Below are 21297 nucleotides of genomic sequence, written 5' to 3'. Positions count from 1 at the left end.
ATTTAGAAATCAATTTACTTAATGAAATCAATGGGTAATCCCTGTTCTAAACATTTTTCCAGTATCTTTTTCAGTTTCTTCTGGTGAGGTGGCCAGGCCATATATAACAGACCCTTCAACTTCAAGAGTGAAGATGGTCCTGGTGTTTCCATGAGTTTCCGTATTTTCTGGGTATCCGGTATCCCTGCTAGAGATAGCATGTTTTGCAGGGCATCAGCATAGTATACTGACTCTGCAAATCCTCTTCCCAGGAAACGACCCTCATTGTTTCTGATATTTACTCCTCCCTCGGAATACTGAGCCCCACTGGCATTGTAACCCGTCTGCCCCCCAGTTACTATGGGTGTCATGGTAAATTCCCTCAGATCATCCGGTACCATGTCCTGGAACTTGAAATTCCACCTATCAGGATACCAAGTGTTGGTGATGAAGTAATTCTCAGGGTCGGATGATTTAACACTTTTAACCCACTTATCAACCACTAAAGTTCCTTTCATGTCTGTTAAATTGTGTTCAGCATCAATAAACTGTCCTTTAACCTGGACATTCATGTTTCCTGGTGGTTCTTCCCCAGTCTGCCCGTAGTACCCTGAGTTTTCGTCAGTGTGGGGTGCGTACATGGTCATCTGCCGGTCCTCGTCGAATTGGGCCATGAACCAGTCCCATCCTCTTGATTGAGATGGTTTGGCGAGCATGCTTGCTGCCCGAACCACCTTACATCGGCTGTTTCCCAGGGGCTCCAGGCCGTTGCCCCACTGGTGGTCGAACCAGAACTGTCCCTGGGTGAGGGTTATCTCCTCTCCACCCAGTTTCAAAAGGCTGCCTGGTTCCAGGCGTAGATTGGTAGCGGAATAGTAGAGGGTTCCAATGTTACAGCAGCAGGGGAGACATCCTTGGTTTCCCTGCAGTAGGAAGTCCTTTTTGGAGGAAAATCCCAGATCGACCTCCATCTCCACATCTTCTTCCCCTCCCTGGTTCACCCCCCAGGCCTGCAACCGGAGAGGGAACAGTTCATTTTCCTGTAAAGAGATTATCCGGTTGTTTCCTGCTTCATAATGGAAGGGTTGGTTGGAGAATTTCAAAAGTCCGGTGGTTCCCGCAACTGCGAATGGGCGTGCCTGGAGGTGTTCTTCCCCTTCACGGGCCACTGCCAGTTGCATCTCGAATATCTGGTTATCCCAATCTGTTAACCCAAAACTATGGGCAATTTCTGGAGGTAATAGTGAATAGCGGTAGAAAGATACTAAAATTCCGTATTCCCTCCTTCGGGTATCGCGACAGTGACCTACAAAGAAGTGCCAGCCTACCTGGTATCCCAGTTGGGGGGCGAAGTCACGGGGAAACTCCAGGTTAGCCTCGGGAGGGACATCCTGGTAGCCCCGGCTGGAATCCAATCCTAACAGGTGGTTCATGGCGTAGGCCTGAAGTGGTGTTAGGGAATCACAGTGGTCCAATAGCTTATTATATCTTTCCCGATAATTGGGAGTGAATGAATCAGGATTATCCAGTAAGTCCTGTATAAGGTGTTTCATACGGATTCCGAATGCTTCAGGACTGTTTTTATTGCTTAGAATCCTGGTCTTCACATTTTTGGGGATTTTTTTGACCTGGAAATCCTTCATCCACAGGGCCGTGGCTATGTTCTGTTTTTCCAGCTCATCCAAATTATTTAGTGTATCTTTTGGCATGAGAACTTTTCCTCCAGTGGATCTTTTTTTTGCAGGTGATTCCCGTAATACAGGAACGTGCTTGATCTATGTAGTCCTTTTATAGTTATATAGAATCTCTCCAGGAAAAAATAAAACAGGATGTTTAACATAGATAATCACAGAATAAATCCCGATTTGGTGATCAGTATGGGCAAACTCCAGGAACAGTTGGATAAATTTCAGGATACTGCAGGTGCTGCCTACCAGGAAATAATGGATACCCTGGAGGATAAATACTGCTGGAAATGTCCCATGCGCAGTACCAGTATAAATTCCCATTGCCGGGAAATTCACTCGATGAAAGTCCTGCAGGAAGCATTAGACCAGGGAATTAGGGAAAAGTTAGGGGAAACCGGTGTTTCATCGGTTTTGTTAGAATCTCTAATTTTGAGAACAACCAAAAAAAGGTTTAAAAACCAGGGAGGGGCTGCCCGGGAAAAAACCATTATTATGGATGTTTCACCAGGCCAAAACCTGAATCTGGAGCCTGGAACCCAATTAATGGTTAAAATAAATCCTAAAAAGATCCGTGAGGGTGAACGGATTATGATACTCTGCGAATCCACAGAATCACCAGTTTTAGGAGTTTGTGCCCTTATAATGGGATTTCCCTTCAGGGTGACGGTGGTGGAAAGATTCTTTCATGAAAACAATTTTTGGTATGTTGAAGTGAAGAATAAGAAAATATTTCCCTTAAAATCTATTTTGGGAGTGTTGATTAAAGTTATAAGGAAAGATCAACCAGAGATTAGTTATTTATAATATTCCAGGGATAAATTAATAAAATACATAGCATGGTTAGATTATATTCAGTTTCAAGGTATTGAAGAATAGTTCCAGAACCCGGAGGGTTTTACATGGCTGGTGAAGAAGATCTGTCCTTTTTAAGGGGAAAAATTCAAGAAATGATGCCTGATTCCAACCTCAAAGAAATTTCGGACGAGATTTGGAAAGAGACAAAAAAACATCTAAAAAGCAAAAACTGCTACGTGGCCTTTGTAGATCCTGAAAATAAGGATAGTGTAGGGATATCATTTTCTCATCTCACCCCGGAGTGCCAGATGTATGCGGATATGGGAGAAGCCCGGTTCAAGGTCCGAAAAGACGGTAGTTACGGTGGACTTCTCGGTTACTCCCTGGATACTGGTGAATCACTTTACGTCCATGATGTGGCCGGACATCCCGCAGCCCATGGTGTTCCCCAAGGCCATGAACCGGTGGATCAGTTTTTATCAGTCCCTGTAAAATTTAATAATGAAATCTTAGGCCAGATTGTGGTTGGAAATCCAGAAAAGGATTACGATGCCCATGACCTGGAAATAGCTGAAAATATAGCCGAAATCTACGGTATGGTTCTGAAACAACTTTTATATTAAAAGTAAGCCTCAAATAGTTGATTGATAGATTCTAAGGTATTATTTAAAATTTGAGATTATAAAAAATATTTAGGTATCCTTTAATCTAATTATCCTTTAAAAATAGAAGAAAGATAAAAAAATACCAAGAATTATTCTTGGAATGATTATTCGTCGATTACTGTGACCTTATTCATCACGTCGCCGGCTTTGATGGAGTTAACCACTTCCATTCCCTTGACCACTTTACCGAAGACAGTGTGCACACCATCCAGATGTGGCTGGGGAGAGTGGGTGATGAAGAATTGACTGCCACCAGTGTCTTTACCGGCATGGGCCATGGAAAGGGCTCCAGTTCCGTGTTTGTGAGGGTTAATTTCACATTTTATGGTGTAACCAGGCCCTCCAGTTCCGTTACCCTTGGGGCATCCGCCCTGGATTACAAAGTTGGGTATAACCCGGTGGAAGGTTAATCCATTGTAAAATCCACTGTTTGCGAGTTTTTCAAAGTTAGCCACAGTGTTAGGGGCTTCTTTTTCAAAAAGGGTGAGTTCAATGTTTCCCTTATCCGTTTCAATAATTGCTTTTTTCATGAGAATCACCATGAAAACTTCACTATCTACCAGTTAATAAATGTATAACCAATGGGAGGATGTAGCTATGGTGAGCTTTATGGAGAAAAAAATAAATTGGGGATCATAACCCGGGCTTAAAAAATCATTAAGATTCTAAAACCTCAGTTTTACCCACTAACATGAGGGAAATCAAAATTCCCATTAATCCAGCAATTAACCAGGCTATTCCTGCCATTAAATCTGCCATGTATAGGGTGTAGGCCCCGATTCCCAGTAAAATAAGGGCACATAATAGGGTCATCATCTTCCTTACTTTCACTGCCGTAAGGGGACGTCCCAGCTGGGGGGATATTGATAGAAAAATCACTCCCAAAATGATCCAGATTATACCCTGCGACATCTGACCCATATAAACATTATAAGCTCCAATAATGAGGAGAACTACTGATCCAACATATAGGATAATTTTTTGGTGGTTCATAAATTAACTTCCTTCCCAATTCCAATACAATCTGTGTACATAATGGTAATTCCTTGACACTTTATAACCATTCGGTGGGTTTTAAGTATATTTAATTATTTCCTTTGTTCAGGGATGGATAATGATTATAACCGCAGCAACCAATAATTCATTATATCCGTATTACTGTTGGGAAAATACTCCGGAGATAAAATGGAGGATTATTATATTTACACGGTGATAACATGAATACAGAGGAGATAATAGCTTTAGACAAAGAATATGTAATGCAAACTTATGGTCGGCAGCCTCTGGCCCTTAAAGAGGGTAAGGGAGCTGTGGTGTGGGATGTGGAAGGTCGCCCCTACATTGACTGTGTGGCGGGAATTGCCGTGAACAACGTAGGACACGCCCACCCCAATGTAGCCGAGGCCATAAGCAAGCAAGCCCATAAGTTAATCCACACATCCAATATTTACTACACCGAGGAGCAGGTCCGCCTGGCCGAACTCCTGGTTAAAGTTTCTCCCCACCAGAAGGCCTTTTTCTGCAACAGTGGAGCAGAAGCCAATGAGGGAGCCATTAAACTGGCCCGCAAGTACACGGGCAAAGGTGAGATCATTGCCATGGAGAACAGTTTCCACGGACGGACCATCACCACCATAACTGCCACTGGCCAGCACAAGTACAAGAAGAACTTCGGACCACTTACTCCTGGTTTTAAACATGTACCTTTCGGTGATGTGGAGGCAGTGGCCGAGGCCATCACTGATGAAACTGCAGCAGTACTGGTAGAACCAATCCAGGGAGAAGGTGGAATTATAATTCCCCCCGAAGGATACCTGGAGGAATTGAAGAAAGTGTGTCATGAAAACGGCGTGTTGCTCATATTCGACGAAGTGCAGACCGGATTTGGACGTACCGGGGAAATGTTTGCCTCACAGACCTTTAAAGTGGCCCCGGATATTACCACCCTGGCCAAGGCCATAGCCGGAGGATTCCCCATGGGGGCTGTCCTGGCCAGTGAAGAGGTGGGTAATGCATTTGAACCGGGTGACCATGCTGCCACCTTTGGAGGGGGCCCCTTGGCCTGTGCAGCAGCTCTGGCTTCAATTCAAACCATACTGGATGAAGGACTCCTGGCCCAATCACGGAGCCATGGTGAATGTTTTAAAACCCAGTTGAAAGACCTCTTCCAGGAGTACGGAATGGTAGAAGATGTACGGGGTAAGGGAATGATGCTGGGAATGGAAATGGGCATGCCCTGTGCCAATATGGTTGACGAGATGCGCCATCAGGGAGTGCTGGTGAACTGTACCGCGGGAAATGTTCTTCGATTTGTCCCACCCCTGGTAATCACCACCGAACAGATCAACGAAGTGACTGACTCCCTGGATGAAGTTTTAAGAAGAATTGCAGACTGAATGTCTGATCTTCTCCTTTTTTAGTGGTACTCATACCTGGTAAATGATCAAGGGGTGGTTAACTAAATCCAGGACAAGAGTTATATGCAGTTAAATTGATATATTTAATGTTTACTTCTTTTCGGAGGGATCATTTATGAAATTACACTTCAAGACCAATGAAAAAGGCAATCTGGACATCGGTGGTGCTGATGCTCTGGAGCTTGCCCAAAAATACGGAACACCCCTTTACGTTACCGATGAAACGAGGGTGAGGAATAATTATCAAAGGGTTTATCAAGCTTTCAGTAAAGAGTACGATGATTTTAAAATATTCTACGCAGCCAAGGCCAACACCAGCCTGGCCATGATGAGAGTATTAGAACAGGAAGGAAGCTGTATTGATGCTGTATCTCCCGGTGAAATCTACACTGCGCTAACGGCCGGTTTTCAACCCGAGAGGATCCTCTACACTGGGAACAATGTAACCAGCGAAGAACTGAAATTTGCAGTGGATGCCGGAGTTCGCCTGAACCTGGACAGTACATCCATGTTAGAACGCCTGGCCAAAATTCCCGGGGCAGAAGGAATGGAAATTTCATTCCGGGTAAATCCCATGGTGGGTGCCGGACACCACGACCACTGCATAACTGGTGGAGAACTATCCAAGTTTGGTATAATGGAACAGGAAGCAGTGGAAGTCTACCAGAAAGCCCAGGATTTGGGTTTCAAACCAGTGGGTATTCACACCCATATCGGTTCCGGCATTCTGGACCCCGAACCATTCAAACTCGCAGTACAGGTTCTCATGGATGTTGCGGGTAGGGTACACCAGGAAGCAGGAGTTACCTTCGAATTCATTGATTTCGGTGGAGGACTGGGAATACCTTACACTCCAGAAGAGGGATTACTGGATATTGAAAAATTCGCACAAGAAATTGTGGCCCTATACCAGAATAAACTCGCCGAACACGATATGGGTAACCCTACCATGTGTATAGAACCCGGTCGTTACATTGTGGGAGATGCATCTTATCTCTTAACTCAGGTAAACACAGTTAAACAGAGTTATCGGAAATTTATAGGAGTTAACGCCGGATTTAACACTTTACTGCGACCTACCATGTACGGTTCCTACCACCACATCCTGGTGGCAGATAAACCCGAAGCAAAACCCGTGGAAACAATGGATGTGGCGGGAAATGTATGTGAATCAGGAGATCTCTTCGCCCGCGACCGGCCACTGCCTGAAATCAAAGAAGGGGATATCCTGGCTATTATGAATGCCGGTGCCTATGCTTTCAGCATGGCCAGCCAGTACAATTCCCGGCCAATGCCCGCCGAAATTATGGTATGTAATGGTGATATAGACGTTATCAGGGAACGTGAAAACTTCGCAGACCTTTTCAGAAAACAGAACATTCCCTTGAGGCTATTAAAATGAGTGAAAGAAAAATTTTATTATTTCATAAAATGCACGGACTAGGAAACGATTATGTAGTGATTGATGAATCCGTCGAGGAAATAATTCCCGAAGAGAAAAAGGGAGAAATTTCCGCGGAACTTTGCACCAGAGGATTTTCTGTAGGTGCAGACGGAGTTATATTCGTGGTTAAATCCACTAAAGCAGACATAAGATTCCGTATATTTAACAGTGACGGTAGCGAAGCAGAAATGTGCGGTAATGGAATCCGTTGCTTTGGCAAATACGTTTATGAAAACGATGTCCTGAAACAGAAACAGATGAGTGTGGAAACTCTGGGTGGAACCAAAGAGCTGACGCTACATGTTGAAAATGGTACGGTGAAATCCATACGGGTAGACATGGGAACTGCCACCTTCAAAACCAGGGAAGTGCCTATGGCTAGTGATAAAGAGGAATTCATTGATCAGGAGTTACTAGTTGAGGGTGAACCATTGAAGCTCACCGCCGTCAACGTGGGGAACCCCCATGCCATTGTATTCACCGATGACTTGGAAGATGTGGCCCTGGACCATATGGGCCCTCTCCTGGAGAATCATGATGCATTCCCTGAAAGGACCAATGTGCACTTTGTAGGGGTGTTAAGCCCACAAGAAGTAGAAATGCTAACCTGGGAAAGAGGTGCTGGTTTCACCATGGCTTGCGGTACCGGAGCCACTGGTACGGTTATTTCTGGATACAAACTAGGCTTACTCAACAAGGAGGTCCTGGTTCACCTGCCAGGGGGAGACCTGCAGATAACCGTGTATGAAAAAGATGGGAATCTGGGTGCTTTCATGGAAGGGGATGCAGTTAGTGTCTTTGAAGGTATAATGGAAGTGGAATTTTAATAAAGCACATTCCCCTTTCCTTCATTTTCCCTTCTATCTTTCTTTCTTTTTTTGAATTAAAAAAAATGTATTGGCGGAATTTGAAACCATTTATTATTCAAAAAAACACGATTTTTATGGGTTAAAAAATATTTTTAGGATTTTAATTCATCCAAGACTTCTTTCAGAACTATGGCACTATTGTGTTCCGTGTTGCCTGACGTATAAACCAGAGTAACTGTTTCTTTTTCCCTTTCCAAGTCCAGTATCTGATTTAAAAACTCAGATTTATCCATTAATTCTTCCCTGTATTTAGTTTTGAATTCTTCCCATCTTTGGGAATTTTGAGTAAGCCACCGGCGCAGATCATGGCTGGGGGCTATATCTTTTAGCCATGCATCCATTTTTAAACGTTGTTTTGACACTCCACGAGGCCATACTCGATCAACCATTATCCTGTACCCATCCTTCTGGGCAGGTGACTGATAAGCTCTTTTTATGCGAATCATTTTACATCACTAACATTAATCTGTTGCACATGGTACATTATACTATTGGAAAATTGATGGAAATGACCAATCTTAATGTCAATTATCATTTTAGTGGATTATTTTCATACAGCCTGTGGTTTTTAAAGTGAACAACCATTTTTTCCCAGAATAAGAAAAAATGAAGTTATTTTATTAAATTTTATGAGTAAAGAGGATTTATTAGTTAGGAATCTTACTATTTTTGAAAAACTAAAAACTGAATAAAAAAAGGTGGCCCTATAGTAAAGGAGGGTGTTTTTATTTGGTATGATAAATACATTCCCGTCTTAATTTAAGTAGCTCCTTCTTTTTATCCTCGAGGTCTTCCACTTTTTCCATGATTGAGGGGAGCTTACCCTCTATGCATTGGACAGTGTTGTCCTGATGAATCCAGGTACACTGGTCGCAACTCCATACTTTCTTTTCTTTTATCCAGTGCCCTCCGGTAGATGGATCTCCACAGGGATAGAATGGACAGTAGCAAAATGTACAATTTTGGGGGTGCTGGTGGCAGGGATAATATTCACAACCCCGGTTAGGTCCTTTATTTCCCTCCCCAGCTAGATATTTCTGGTAAAATTCTTCAGCAAGAGGGTGGGTGGAATGGGGAAGTACATATCCCCGGGGCGTTACCATTTTACCATCATCCACATAGGTAAAGGTGTTTCCCACCAGTAAAGTGGTGTTCATGTCCACTTCTTCTTCAATCAATTCCCCTAAAGATACTATCCTAACTTCAGATCCCTTATCACTGGTTTTAACTATTCCCACTGGTGTTTGGAGATTTCTGATCCTGCGGAGTATCTTTAAAGCTTCATTTAAGGGTTTAGTTCTCCGTTTACTCCTGGGGTTGTAAAAGGCGATAATAAAATCAGCGGCGGCAGCTGCCCGAACCTTCCTTTTAATTTCCGAGAGGGGTGTGAGTATGTCACTGAGACTTATAACTGCAAAATCATGTAAAGGCGCTCCTAATAGGGCTGCAGAATAATTGACAGCAGTAACTCCGGGAATTACCTCCACCTTTACATCAGAATATTTTCCCCGGACCTGGTGGATTACATTGGCCATTCCATAAACCCCAGGATCACCACTGCTTATAACCGCCACATGATAGCCTTTTTTAGAATAATCAATGGCTAATTCTGCCCGGTCTACTTCCTGACCCATGCCTTTAGAGATGATCTTTTTACCTTCCAGGAGATCCTTGATCTGCCGGGTGTAACCCCCGTATCCAATTATCACGTCTGATTTTTCCAGGGCTTTGAGTGCCCTTAAGGTCATATCTTCCCGGCGTGGCCCAATACCAATAATTCTTATCATTTGTTTCACCAGTTAACCATAAATTCCCTAATCAACTGTTATACAGTACGCGTGTGGCAGTTATGACAATGGAATTTACATCAATCTGAACTCCCTTATTCTTAGGAGTGCCCACGGCAGTGGCGGTTATACTGTAAGTTTCGTTGGATTTAATTACAATTGGGCCACTAGAAGCGTTTCCAGTTGTTCCTCCAGTCTGCGAGTCCTTGTATCCCATGGCGGTAAGGTTCACAGTGATGGTGTCTGCACTGGTATCCTGATAGGTGGTGGCCTTCAAACTCTGCAAGTTAATTCCATCAATGCCGGTCTTGGCCTTCAGGGCATCGACCACTTCATTCTCATTAAGGATGGTAATATCCTTCTGGGTGGCAATTTTAGGACCTAGGTTAAGCAGTGAAGTAACACCGTTTATTTGCATTTCAATCAGATCAGCAGGGTTTGGCGCCTGTTGGGTTACAATAGTATACGACGCAAAGAGACCTGCCTCGAAAAATACAACAAAGAAAATTAGAAATAAGATTATCTTAACTGCTCTGGACAATAATATCACCTTGAATTATGGATTTGTTTTTAATACGGTTATTGTGTGAAAGTTGATTTTAATAAAGGTTTTTTGGTAAAAACCCCTATAATGGATTTATATCATGAATCTACAATTGAATTATAATCCTTAGGAACATCCGTAAGGATATATAAATTACCAATCAATCTGAATAAATAAAACACATTATCTCATAAACTGTTAGTACTATTATCAGTTCACCTCACCATATTAAATGTTTTCTCCTAATTGTTTTTTGTCCATACTGTCATCTATTAAATTAATTAAAACATAGATCTGTAAACTAAGTATGAGAAAATAAACTACGGAAACATGGACAAAAACATTAAGGAAGGGTTTGTAACAGAATATCGAGGATAATACCATGTTAGGATATTTTTATTTACATTAAAACCTTTATTAAATATTAAAATCAATATTAACTTGTGAACTGATATTTACCATGTAAGAGACAGAATTATGTTTGGGATGACTAAAAAGCAGTTCTTGAAAAAAAGTAAGAATTGTTTGAAGGATACCGGAATTCAGCTACTTTTAGTAAGGAAAATTATTTACCAAGAACAGAACGGTAAAATTGGTTACAGGGAAGCATACCAGAAACTGGATAAGATTCGTGAGAATATGGAAACTATATTCTTTAAATACGAAGACTTGAAACCCCCTTCAAAATGCAGTTCACTCCATATTGAAATCCTAAATACGTTAATAATTCTTCAGGAAACTTTAGTTGCCAATTCTGAATATCTAACCTTATCAGAAAAAGGTTCAAAACCGGAAGCTCTCCGAGAATTAGAAAAATCCCAGGAAAAACTGGAAAACTTCCGGAAGAAATTCCAGGAAGTGGGTCAAAAAGTTGATGTATATCTACAATAACGTGATATTATAACATGTTTTATGTGGTCATTGGCTCTTGCAAAATTGATTCATACAAGAGTAAAGAATGAGTTAAATCTCGGGAAAAGTAAATAAAAGCAGGATAATGGTATAATAAACCTTAAAATCCTTATATTAAAGCCAAACCACTAAAAATGTAATCTGGAGTAGTCCATGACTGATAATATAATAAATAAATTTGTTGATGCGGAAATATTACTAGATGAGTCCGCTTATCAAAAGATAAAAAATTACAATGACTCCGCTTACCTAGTGGACTCTTTAATCAAACACATGACCACTTCTTCACCGGAAATGATGGTTCTCACCGGAAAAGTAGTGGAAGATTACTTGGAACGAACCAGTCCCGATATTCTAAAAACCGCCTACCTTAATGACCCCAAATCCCAAATGAAACTGGTCCCCCAGGACTATGATTTCCAGATTTTGAAAGATGCCAGTAACAAGTCCTACACCAACGGGGAAATCAGGGATCTTTCCAGTTATTTCCGGAGCAGATATCACAAATTAAGGGATCTTTTAACTTACAAACGAGAACTTAAAGATAGTACTTCTATTAAAGAGGCTATGAGTCGTGATGATGTGGTTAACATTGTGGGAATGGTTAACGATATACGTTACACTAAAAACAACCATAAACTCATTGAAGTGGAAGATGAAACTGGTAGTGCTACCGTACTTATTCACAATGAGAATCACGAAGTCTTTGAACATGCCGAAAGAATAGTTAAAGACGAAGTAATTGGGGTGCTGGGTAGTAGAAAAGGAACTCTGGTTATGGCCAACGAAATAGTAAATCCCGGAGTGCCCCGTATCGATGAGAAACCCATGGATTTTGCCACAGTATTCATCAGCGATATACATATAGGAAGCTCCACATTCCTTGATGGTGCTTTTAAACGATTCATTGAATGGATAAATGGAGATTTCGGCGATGAACAACAGCGGGAAATAGCAAACAATGTGAAATATGTGGTGGTTGCCGGAGATATAGTGGATGGGATTGGTGTTTACCCCCATCAGGATAAAGAGTTAACTATAAAGGACATCCATGAACAGTATGAAGAAGCAGCCCGATATTTCGGGGATATCCCCAATGTTAAAATAGTAGTGGCCCCTGGAAACCACGACGCCAGTCGCCTGGCAGAACCACAACCCGCAATACCTGAAGATTATGCTAAGGGACTCTATGAACTGAAAAATTTGGAATTCGTGAGTAATCCGGCTATGGTAAGCTTGGATGGGATTAAAGTGCTAATATACCACGGTCGTAGCTTCGATGACATGGCCATGACAGTTAAAGGGATGAGTCACCAGCAATCGGATCTTATCATGAAAGAACTCCTGGAAAAACGACATTTAGCACCTATATATGGGGAGAGAACTCCCTTGGCCTCTGAAATTGAAGACCATTTGGTTATTGAAGAAATTCCCGATGTTTTACACACCGGACACGTGCATATTAACAGTTACAAAAGGCACAAAGGAGTGCATCTTATAAACAGTGGAACTTTCCAGTCCCAAACTGAGTTTCAGAAGATATACAACATCGTGCCCACCTGTGCTCAGGTTCCAGTTATCAACAAAGGCAGCCTGAAGATGCTGGACTTCAATTAAATTCTGGAAGAATGGATAGAAGGGAAGTTAATAAATTACAGGAGAATAATTTAATGATTCAAAATCCTTTAACCAAGGAAATATGTGAAATCGCCCATTACCTTTACAGTAAGGGACTGGCCCCTGGAAAATCAGGAAATATTAGCGTCCGTTTCCAGGATACCGTAGCCATAACCCCCAGTGGTGTTTCATTGGGGCAACTTAATGAAGATGAGATTGTTTTAACTGATATGGATGGACAAGTAATGGCTGGTGGTGACAATCCCTCATCAGAACTACAACTACACTTGGAAGTTTACAAAAACAAAGAAAAAACTGCAGGGATAGTTCACACCCATTCATCATACGCCACGGGCTTTGCCATGTCTGGACAAAAAATTGAACGATTAGAAGGTTTTGGCGAAAAATCCAAACCATTTTTAAAAATGGTGGATTATAAACCCCCTGGGACCATAGAATTAGCTAAACTGGTGGGTGAAGGTCTTAAATATGAAGACGTGGTTATTTTAGAAAACCACGGGGTGGTGGCTACGGGGGAAGACCTTAATGAAGCTGCACTGCTAGCCGAGTTCGTGGAAGAAACTGCCAAAACCCAATTTGTAGCCAGAGTTTTGAGTAAAATAGAATTTTAAGTTTAGGTTAAATGGGAGAAACCAGGATTTTATAAAAAGTAGTCCTTTAAATCCTGGATATTAAATTTAATTTAGACTAAAAAGAAATTGATTTTATTTTTATTAATTTTTATTCGCGTACGGATTCTAATTCACTTAAAACATTCCATATAAGGGTTCTGGCATGAATGGGGATGTTGGGGTCATTGCTTATTTCATCTAAAATAGATATAACTGTGCTGGCTCTAACAGTTGGTTCATCATCATCCTGTGATAGTAAGTTCTTGGATTCTTCAGCGGCCCGTCTAATATTTCGGGGCACACTTGTATCTCCCATAATGTGTTTTAAAATCTGATTACAACGTTCAAATGCTTCTGTACTCATAATAGCGCCTCCATAGGTCAATTGTGTTTAATGATTTAGTGTGCTTAAAATGGTAATTCATAAAAAGCCTTATCCAAGTTTCTTTATATCTTGGGCTTTAAAAATCTTTTGGTGGGAGGAATTTAGAATCCTGCTGAAAACTGTGTAAATCCAATTAGATGCATATTTTTTCCTTAAAACGTGTTTAAAAAAATTAATTCAGGGTTTTAATCACTACCGCGGGACACTGCAATGGCAACTGTAACCCCGTTGTAAGCTGTTTTTCTCAAGAGGAGGTGTGAACCATTCCCCGCAGTGATTAGAGATGCCGGCTCACATACTCCCTGTACACCAAATTCACGTTGCACCAGTGGTGATGGAGTGCAGTCCGCATGTTCAAACTGGGCAATTTCTTGGAGGGGGACTATGTTAAGAGGTAAATCAGATTTTGCTGCGGTTTCCAAAATACCAGTTTCATCTTTCTTAACTTCGGCAGTTGCCAGGGTATCCAACCTTTCCAAAGGCAGGTGAAGATGTTGAAGAGCAGATCTTAGGGCAAAAAAGACTTGATCTCCAGTTACACCTTTTTTACTACCTAAACCAGCCACCAACTGGAGGGGATGTAAATCTAAAGTTTTTTCTGATTCTATTCCAGCTCCTGAAGTTTTTTCTGACTCTCGTTTTGATTCGTTAGATACGTTTAATTCCCGGGATAAAACTGCTCTTATGAATGATTCCTCCCATATATGGAGTTTATAAGACATGCACACTAAGGGATGGTTTTCTAAGAATCTGAAGCTGGGAGGAATATGCAGATCAACCTTAGTATCCTCAGCAATCAGCTGGTTTACATCTTTAATAAGTTGAGGTTGTTTAATGTCAAGCCAATACTGCCTGGCCAGTGAATCGATACCAATTCTACCTTTTAAATCTGTTGAAGTGGTTATAACTGGAACAGCTCCAATTATTCCGGCAACCTTAATTGATAACTGATTGCCTCCCCCCAAATGCCCGGATAATAAGCTAATAACATGTTTCCTGTTTTCAGATATTACTAGGACAGCTGGATCTGATAGTTTGGATATTATAAGGGGACACACAGTCCTAACCACAATCCCGGTGGCCATTATTGCAATCCAGCAGTCATAATCATTGAATAAATCACGGAAGGTTTCATTCACATTTTTATGGAATAAATCCACCTTCAAAACAGTGGGATCATTATTCAAGTCTAATTCCAGGTCACTGGCGATTTTTTTCCCTTGTTCAGTCACGCTTATAATTGCAATTCTCATATAATCACGTCAAACAGTTTATAGGATAAAGATGAGGAAGTTGTTAGATATACTGATTTTTCTATGGCTAGGCCATGGGTAGTTTTTCAGTTTTCTCTTATGATGATGTTTCGTTTAAATTATGTTATATGTGCTGGTATTGTCTAGTAGTGCCAGTATTTGATATTCATTTAATATTCCTTTATCGAATTATTTAATAAAAAATTTAACAAAAAACAATGAAAATGAGAGTTAACATTCCCATACACATTAAAAAGGTGACTGCAACTATTTTTGCTAATTTTATGGCTTTTTTTATCATTTCTGGTTTTAAATCGTTTTTAGAATGTCCTAAAGTGTACACTCCTGGTTTTATCAGTTGAACTCCCAGTGCGCCAGCTGCTGCTGCCATGGAGTATCCAGAATTAGGACTGGGGGTATTTCGGGCATCAGTTTCCATGACTCTCCAGGCACATTTGTAATCAAGGCCAAGGATGCTGGCTGATAAAACCACTAAAAAACCAGTGCCCCTGGCCGGTACATAGTTCAATAGATCATCTAAACGGGCAGAAAACCATCCAATATTAAGGTTCTGGGGGTCTTTATAACCAACCATGGCATCTAAGGTATTTACCACCCGGTAAGAAACACCAGCCAGCACGCATAATAGAACTGGAAATTGATATCCAGTAAACAGGGATCCTCCCGGCCACCAGGTTGTTGGGTTAATGTTTAACCAAGTCAACCCCAGGATTCCCAAAAAACCAAATAGAAATATGTAGAGTAGGGGGCTTACAATTGAATCGGTGATATTTTCAGTGAGAGTTTCGATTGCCGCGGATATAACTTCTTTTTCAGATAGCTGGGATGTATCACGGCTTACCAATAAAGAAATATATTTCCTACCCGTTTCCAAATCTTTATTTAAACTTTTATACACCGAATTAACTGAACTAATAAGAGATTTTATTGCAAAAGTTGATGATAGGAGGATTGAAGCCACTAGGATGTATAATACAGGGTTAATGGAAGATAATGTCAAAATTATCAGGAAGATTAAGTTAAAAACAATAATCAATAGGGCGGCCATTATAAATCCATTTAATCTGCTTTTATTCCTGTGAGTAGTAGTTAAGAAGGTTTTGATTTTGTAAATTCCTTTACCCATCCAGACCACAGGGTGGATGGAAGAAGGTAACTCCCCTACAGTTAAATCAATTAGAACACTGATGAAAATCACGATTAACAATTCAGTTCCCATTGCTTTTCCTCATTTAAATAGATTGAAAATTTTAAAACAGGTTAAAGGTATATTTTGGGCTTTTAGTTATTATCCTTTTTCCACGGGGGCCAGATAATCTAGAAAGGAAAGTACATTCAAATAAAATAAACAATCCAAAAAGATAAAAACATATTTATTGTAATTCAATCTTATTTTATGTCCTTATTATCCCTCCTATTTTTTAGTTTAATGCCAATAAACCACATAAATTAATTCATGGGGGATTCGAGGGGATTATATTAAATTAAAATCATTCAAAGCAGGGAAAGGTATTCATTAATCCATTAAAATCAGCACCACAGTGAGTAAGACACTGATTTCAAGTGTAAAAATTATTCAGGATGGGCCTTGAAATGAAAAACAGAATAGTTAGTGGTAAATAACATAGAAGGGGTGAAAAAATTATGGAAAAACAAAAAATAAAGGAGTAAGACATTGGTTTCAAGTGTAAAAATTTAAGGGAAGGAAATAACTCACCAGTGAGAGATTAACTTCAAGTGTAATAACCAATGAAAATGAGTTGAAAATAAATAAAACATACATTTCAAGTGTATTTTTTATACGTTTTTTAATTTTATTTAGAATGAAATAGTTGAATGTGAATAATTAGGATTGTGAGAGATCAATTTCAAGTGTAAAAAATAGAAATTTCTAGTGAAAAATAATAATTTACAAATAAAATATACTAAAAAAGTAATTTTTTATTTTTATTTTTTATCTTAAAATGAATTAATTAAATAGATTTTTTTATAATTTTTATATCACTAAAAAAACTTTTTTAAAAGTTATTAATTAAATTAAACAGATAAAATAAAGTTTTTTTCAAAAAAAAATTTAGATAATGTCTAATAACTAAAAAGAAAGCTTAAAAAATTTCCTTTTTTACAAGGTATTATATTATAGAATACTTATTTTTTTATTCTAAAAATTGATAATAGCTATTTTTATTAATTATTTTCCTGTTAAAATTGATTTTATATTTTTTTTAATAATAAAAAATTATAATTTATCTTTGTTTAGTTTTTAATCTAATAAAATATTTTTTTTAAATTTTTTATTACTTAGATCCTTTCTACCTGTGTTTTTTTACAGTTGAAATCAATCTCTCTTTCTATCCTTTTCATTTTTCACTAATTTTTTACACTTGAAATGTACCTCTCACCAAACTTTTTGAAAGTGTGTCATTTTTTACACTTGAAACTGATCTCTTTCATCGAATTTTTGTGAGGTAATTGTTCTTTTTTTACACTTGAAACCTACCTCTCACCATAACCATTAATATAGGATTAGTTACTTACACTTGAAACGCACCTTCACTTCTTAGATATGCAATTTTACACTTGAAACCCACCTCACCCCGGGTGTGTTTAATTGCTTTATGAAGTGTAGACTGTAAATTCATCACTCACATGTTGATAACTTCCACAAAATTTGGTAGATATCTATTTATAAGTGTATAATTTAAGTTGGGCGGAATGGGCTTTGTTAGTTTGGGGTATTCTAATATTAAAGTCCTAACCTGTGTTTATGCAGGTAATCGGTGATGTATGTCATTCAAAATTTGAATTACTGTTTGAATCATTATTAATCTCTGGTGAAAGGTCGGTTTGATCGTTGTCAGGGGTTTGGTCACCGATGCAAACAGTTCTCAATCCTTTTGATTAAAATTGAGAACGAAAATGTATTTTTATAATAAGAAGTGGTATTTATGAATATTTTTGAGGAATTGGGCGGAAAAAATTCGGTATTCAAATGTAAAAAATTTTTAGACCATAGATTTTTACCGGATAATCTTCCTCACCGTGAGGATCAGATTAAATCTGTGGCAAAATATTGGGTTGAAGCATTAAACAATGTTACACCTCCTGATGTTACTGTTTATGGTAAAACTGGAACTGGTAAAACTGCAGTGGCTAAGTTCGCCAAGAAGCAGCTGGACCAGATATCCAAGGAGAAAAACGTTAATATACGAGTAGAATACATTCGTTGCACAGATTTTACCACCGAATATCAAGTTATCGCTCGTTTATGCCAGCAGATGGGTCAGGATGTTCCTTACCGTGGTTGGACCAAGGCTGAAGTGATTAACGCTTTTCGAAACCTGTTCAAGAAAAATGTTTTCGGAAATGACTTGATTTTGATTATCATTCTTGATGAAATTGATATCTTGTTAAAGAACGATGGTGATGGTTTACTTTACACGCTTACCCGAACTGACAATGTTTCCATTGCTTCCATCAGTAACTTTGTTGATTTTAAGCAGTTCATCAAACCACGAGTACGAAGCAGTCTCCGTGATCGTGAGATAGTATTTCCACCTTACAATGCTCAGCAACTGGTGGACATCCTACAGGAACGTTCTAAACTTTCTTTTAATGATGATGTCTTGCATGATGAAGTTATACCTCTCTGTGCCGCACTCGCCGCTAAAGAAGAAGGAGACGCCCGGTATGCTCTGGATTTACTGCGAACCTCCGGTGAACTGGCTGATGAAAAGGGAACGGAAGTGGTTTATGAGGAGTATGTTCGGGAGGCCAAGGACCAGATTGAACACAACAAGGTCACGGATATTGTAATGACACTCCCCAGTCAGCAGCAAAAAGTACTGGAATCGCTCATCTACCTGACCAAACGCAAGGAAGAAATCACCTCCGGTAGACTTTACGACGTATATAAAGACATAACCAAAGGAGATTCTGTGTCATACCGTAGAATTTTTGACTTTATAAACGAACTGGAAATGTTAGGACTTATTTCCACAAAAACAGTCTCCCGAGGTAGAGGTAAAGGAAGAACAAATCTCATCACTCTGCAATGTGATATGGTACTGTTGGAAGATGCTATGTGGAGTGGTTAAAACCTTTTTCTTCCTAAACCCTCTCAAATTTTTAAAAACCTGGATTTTTTGTCAATCCTGAATTTTTTTGTAAAGATTTTATTGTAAATATTAGGATTAATTTACCAATATCCGGTTTAATTTTATTTTAAAATAAAAAATTATAATTTAATAACCTCATTATTTTTTAAAAAGTAATTAAAAGAAATCAATACAATAAAATAAGAAATAAAATTCTCTCCTATTTTTAAACACTTTATATTACTTAAAAATCACTTGATTTTGAATAAATTTTTACTTGTTATCTTATAATCGATTTTAGAAGAGCCATTCGTACTGGAACTCCATAAAATGCCTGTTGGAAATATTTTCCATAGGGGGTGTTGTCTACGTCATGGGAAATCTCATCTACCCTTGGAAGGGGGTGCATTACTATTGCTTCACTACCCTTAAGAAGCTGCGAATCAATAGTGTAGGCTCCTTTGATCTTCAAATATTCCTGTGGATCAGGGAATCTTTCTTTCTGTATTCTGGTCACGTATAAAACATCGGCATAATTTAGAACATCCCGAATATCCTCTGTTTCCTGGACATTGACCCCTGCTGCCGAGAGATCGTGCAGAACTTCTCGGGGCATTTTAAGCTCGGGAGGTGACACAAAACTCATCCTGGCCCCAAACATGGCCAGAGCATAAGAAAGAGAGTGTACAGTTCGCCCATATTTGAGATCACCAATTAAAGCCACGTGCAACTCTTCAATATCCCCCAGTAGACGCTTCATTGTGTATAAATCCAGTAAAGTCTGGGTAGGATGTTGTCCTGCTCCGTCACCAGCATTGATCACAGGAACGTCAACCATTTCAGAAACATAACGTGCAGTACCTTCCATGTTATGGCGTATAACTACAGCATCAGTGTATTCCCCAACGATTCTCACAGTGTCAGTTAAATTCTCACCTTTAACTGCAGAACTGGTTCCAGCCTCGGCAAAACCAACTGTACTCCCCCCCAACCGTTTCATGGCTGTTTCGAATGATAGGCGGGTTCGGGTAGATGCTTCATAAAATAACATTCCCAGGATAGATCCGGAAAGGATACTTGATTTTTCCTGTGAACGGGCAATGGGTTCCATTTCTTCGGCTAATTTAAGAATATATTCAATATCCCCTTTACTAAAATCCTTGATTGAGATTATGTTTTTTAAATTGAAACCCATGGGTATTCACCATCTATTAGTTGTCCACCTGATATTCTTCTTTATCCTTACCTTAACCCCGTAGTTCTATTTTTTATTTTCTATTATAACTTATTCATTATAATTTGTCCCTTAAGATTTAGGGAACTTTTACTTTCAATGGCTTCCCGTACCTAAACTTTCCTTCCAAAGGTTAAATAAGCTGTGTGTCCCGTCATCCGGGTTTTGGGCCGCACACCTTTATCTTTTACTTCAATTTCACGCACTAAACATTCCACACTTTTAATATCAGAGAATTTTCGTTTTTTAAGAATTCGGGTGAGTAGTTTCACCTGGTCAATGTAGGGGGTGTAAGCTGCCAGATAACCCCCTGATTTGAGGGCATCACGGGCCTGCTCCACCACATCCCATGGTTTGGGAAGATCCAGGAACACCAGATCCACATTTTCTTCATCTATCCCATCCACCACATCCTGGCATTTCAGGGTCACATTTTCCAATCCAAATCCCTTGACATTTTTCTCCGCAATTTGGGAGAAATCCTCACGTAATTCATAGGAGTAAACATGGCCAGTTTCCCCCACTAAATTTCCCAGAAAGATGGTGGCAGCACCAGCTCCGGTCCCTGCTTCAACTATCTGCTGGCCACTACCCAGTCCGGTGTAGGCAGCAATGATTCCCAAGTCTTTAGGTAAAATTATGGAACATCTACGGTCCATGAGTTGGATGTAATCGTTAATATTAGCCTCTAATACATGGAATTCCCGGCCCATATGGGTTTTTAACACATCTCCTGGGCTGCTACTGGCAATTTCTTCTTGTTTAATATAACCCTGCTCGGTGTGTAGATCCTCGGTACCAGTCAGGAATTTTTTACCCTTATTATTCATTAAAATTTTCATCAATAATCAATCTCCCAATATAAAATCTCGCCAATGATTTGACAAAATGATTTTCATTACCTTAACTATTCTTTTACATCTATTTTACAACTTAAATTCGAATATTACAGATTAAT

General features: G+C 39.6%; 20 protein-coding genes. 9 read left to right on the top strand and 11 right to left on the bottom strand.

All coding sequences use genetic code 11. The annotated features are described in order from the left end of the window. Positions 1 to 14: 14 nt before the first annotated feature. The gene (locus CIT02_RS07530) at positions 15 to 1688 is read right to left on the bottom strand and encodes a lipocalin-like domain-containing protein (RefSeq protein WP_292611182.1); all 1674 of its coding nucleotides are present in this window, start codon (positions 1686 to 1688) and stop codon (positions 15 to 17) included. 168 nt (positions 1689 to 1856) lie between these two features. Here CIT02_RS07530 and CIT02_RS07525 point away from each other — a divergent pair, with 168 nt between their 5' ends. Beyond that, entirely contained in the window at positions 1857 to 2471 is a 615-nt protein-coding gene (locus CIT02_RS07525; RefSeq protein WP_292611180.1) for a hypothetical protein, read from the top strand. A gap of 95 nt (positions 2472 to 2566) precedes the next feature. Beyond that, the gene (locus tag CIT02_RS07520; RefSeq protein WP_292611178.1) at positions 2567 to 3085 is read left to right on the top strand and encodes a GAF domain-containing protein; all 519 of its coding nucleotides are present in this window, start codon (positions 2567 to 2569) and stop codon (positions 3083 to 3085) included. 146 nt (positions 3086 to 3231) lie between these two features. On the opposite strand, the gene CIT02_RS07515 is transcribed toward CIT02_RS07520, so the two are convergent. Together CIT02_RS07515 and CIT02_RS07510 are read right to left on the bottom strand one after the other, a co-directional pair. Continuing rightward, entirely contained in the window at positions 3232 to 3657 is a 426-nt protein-coding gene (locus CIT02_RS07515) for a peptidylprolyl isomerase (RefSeq protein ID WP_048085861.1), read from the bottom strand. 127 nt (positions 3658 to 3784) lie between these two features. Next, on the bottom strand, positions 3785 to 4120 hold the full coding sequence (locus tag CIT02_RS07510) for a hypothetical protein (protein WP_292611172.1): 336 nt from the start codon (positions 4118 to 4120) through the stop codon (positions 3785 to 3787). 224 nt (positions 4121 to 4344) lie between these two features. On the opposite strand from CIT02_RS07510, the gene CIT02_RS07505 reads away from it, so the two are divergent. The 3 genes from CIT02_RS07505 to dapF all read left to right on the top strand — a co-directional run bounded on the left by CIT02_RS07505 (position 4345) and on the right by dapF (position 7815). Further along, positions 4345 to 5523 carry an acetylornithine transaminase gene (locus CIT02_RS07505; RefSeq protein ID WP_292611171.1) on the top strand — a complete coding sequence of 393 codons (1179 nt, stop codon included), beginning with the start codon at positions 4345 to 4347 and terminating at the stop codon, positions 5521 to 5523. A 136-nt stretch (positions 5524 to 5659) separates the two neighbouring features. Next, complete coding sequence (lysA, locus tag CIT02_RS07500) at positions 5660 to 6946, top strand: diaminopimelate decarboxylase (protein WP_292611169.1); 1287 nt, start codon at positions 5660 to 5662, stop codon at positions 6944 to 6946. Then, positions 6943 to 7815, top strand: coding sequence for a diaminopimelate epimerase (gene dapF, locus CIT02_RS07495; protein ID WP_292611167.1), 873 nt, complete (start codon positions 6943 to 6945; stop codon positions 7813 to 7815). The genes lysA and dapF overlap by 4 nt, the downstream gene beginning before the upstream one ends. 134 nt (positions 7816 to 7949) lie before the next feature. Here the strand turns inward: dapF and CIT02_RS07490 are convergent, their stop codons facing one another. From CIT02_RS07490 to CIT02_RS07480, 3 genes are all read right to left on the bottom strand, one after another. Next, the gene (locus CIT02_RS07490; RefSeq protein ID WP_292611165.1) at positions 7950 to 8303 is read right to left on the bottom strand and encodes a DUF488 domain-containing protein; all 354 of its coding nucleotides are present in this window, start codon (positions 8301 to 8303) and stop codon (positions 7950 to 7952) included. A gap of 279 nt (positions 8304 to 8582) precedes the next feature. Then, positions 8583 to 9644: a precorrin-3B C(17)-methyltransferase gene (gene cobJ, locus CIT02_RS07485; RefSeq protein ID WP_292611163.1), complete on the bottom strand. Its 1062-nt coding sequence runs from the start codon at positions 9642 to 9644 to the stop codon at positions 8583 to 8585. Positions 9645 to 9675: 31 nt separating this feature from the next. Then, positions 9676 to 10194, bottom strand: coding sequence for a hypothetical protein (locus CIT02_RS07480; protein WP_292611161.1), 519 nt, complete (start codon positions 10192 to 10194; stop codon positions 9676 to 9678). A gap of 471 nt (positions 10195 to 10665) precedes the next feature. Here CIT02_RS07480 and CIT02_RS07475 point away from each other — a divergent pair, with 471 nt between their 5' ends. From CIT02_RS07475 to CIT02_RS07465, 3 genes are all read left to right on the top strand, one after another. Continuing rightward, a complete protein-coding gene (locus tag CIT02_RS07475; RefSeq protein WP_292611159.1) occupies positions 10666 to 11079 on the top strand; it encodes a hypothetical protein in 414 nt (137 codons plus the stop codon). Positions 11080 to 11253: 174 nt separating this feature from the next. Next, on the top strand, positions 11254 to 12717 hold the full coding sequence (locus tag CIT02_RS07470; protein ID WP_292611157.1) for a DNA-directed DNA polymerase II small subunit: 1464 nt from the start codon (positions 11254 to 11256) through the stop codon (positions 12715 to 12717). A 53-nt stretch (positions 12718 to 12770) separates the two neighbouring features. Then, positions 12771 to 13349, top strand: a complete 579-nt coding sequence (locus tag CIT02_RS07465; RefSeq protein WP_292611154.1) for a class II aldolase/adducin family protein — start codon at positions 12771 to 12773, stop codon at positions 13347 to 13349. Between the two features lie 109 nt (positions 13350 to 13458). On the opposite strand, the gene CIT02_RS07460 is transcribed toward CIT02_RS07465, so the two are convergent. The 3 genes from CIT02_RS07460 to CIT02_RS07450 all read right to left on the bottom strand — a co-directional run bounded on the left by CIT02_RS07460 (position 13459) and on the right by CIT02_RS07450 (position 16227). Further along, positions 13459 to 13713 carry a UPF0147 family protein gene (locus CIT02_RS07460; protein WP_048072839.1) on the bottom strand — a complete coding sequence of 85 codons (255 nt, stop codon included), beginning with the start codon at positions 13711 to 13713 and terminating at the stop codon, positions 13459 to 13461. 206 nt (positions 13714 to 13919) lie between these two features. Further along, positions 13920 to 14987: a cobalt-precorrin 5A hydrolase gene (locus CIT02_RS07455; protein WP_292611151.1), complete on the bottom strand. Its 1068-nt coding sequence runs from the start codon at positions 14985 to 14987 to the stop codon at positions 13920 to 13922. A gap of 205 nt (positions 14988 to 15192) precedes the next feature. Beyond that, positions 15193 to 16227 (bottom strand): cobalamin biosynthesis protein, encoded by a 1035-nt coding sequence (locus CIT02_RS07450; protein WP_292611149.1) that lies wholly within the window; start codon positions 16225 to 16227, stop codon positions 15193 to 15195. A gap of 1729 nt (positions 16228 to 17956) precedes the next feature. Here CIT02_RS07450 and CIT02_RS07445 point away from each other — a divergent pair. Continuing rightward, positions 17957 to 19105 (top strand): orc1/cdc6 family replication initiation protein, encoded by a 1149-nt coding sequence (locus CIT02_RS07445; RefSeq protein ID WP_048072842.1) that lies wholly within the window; start codon positions 17957 to 17959, stop codon positions 19103 to 19105. Between the two features lie 280 nt (positions 19106 to 19385). Here CIT02_RS07445 and pyrB read toward each other — a convergent pair whose 3' ends face one another. Then, positions 19386 to 20300, bottom strand: a complete 915-nt coding sequence (pyrB, locus tag CIT02_RS07440) for an aspartate carbamoyltransferase (RefSeq protein WP_292611146.1) — start codon at positions 20298 to 20300, stop codon at positions 19386 to 19388. A gap of 152 nt (positions 20301 to 20452) precedes the next feature. Further along, positions 20453 to 21181: a tRNA (adenine-N1)-methyltransferase gene (locus tag CIT02_RS07435; protein WP_292614931.1), complete on the bottom strand. Its 729-nt coding sequence runs from the start codon at positions 21179 to 21181 to the stop codon at positions 20453 to 20455. Positions 21182 to 21297 lie beyond the last annotated feature (116 nt).

This window comes from Methanobacterium sp. BAmetb5, assembly GCF_003491305.1.
In the GTDB taxonomy this organism is placed as follows: Archaea; Methanobacteriota; Methanobacteria; order Methanobacteriales; family Methanobacteriaceae; genus Methanobacterium.
Note: the sequence above shows the minus strand (reverse complement) of the source record. Positions and strands in the feature narration are given on the sequence as shown.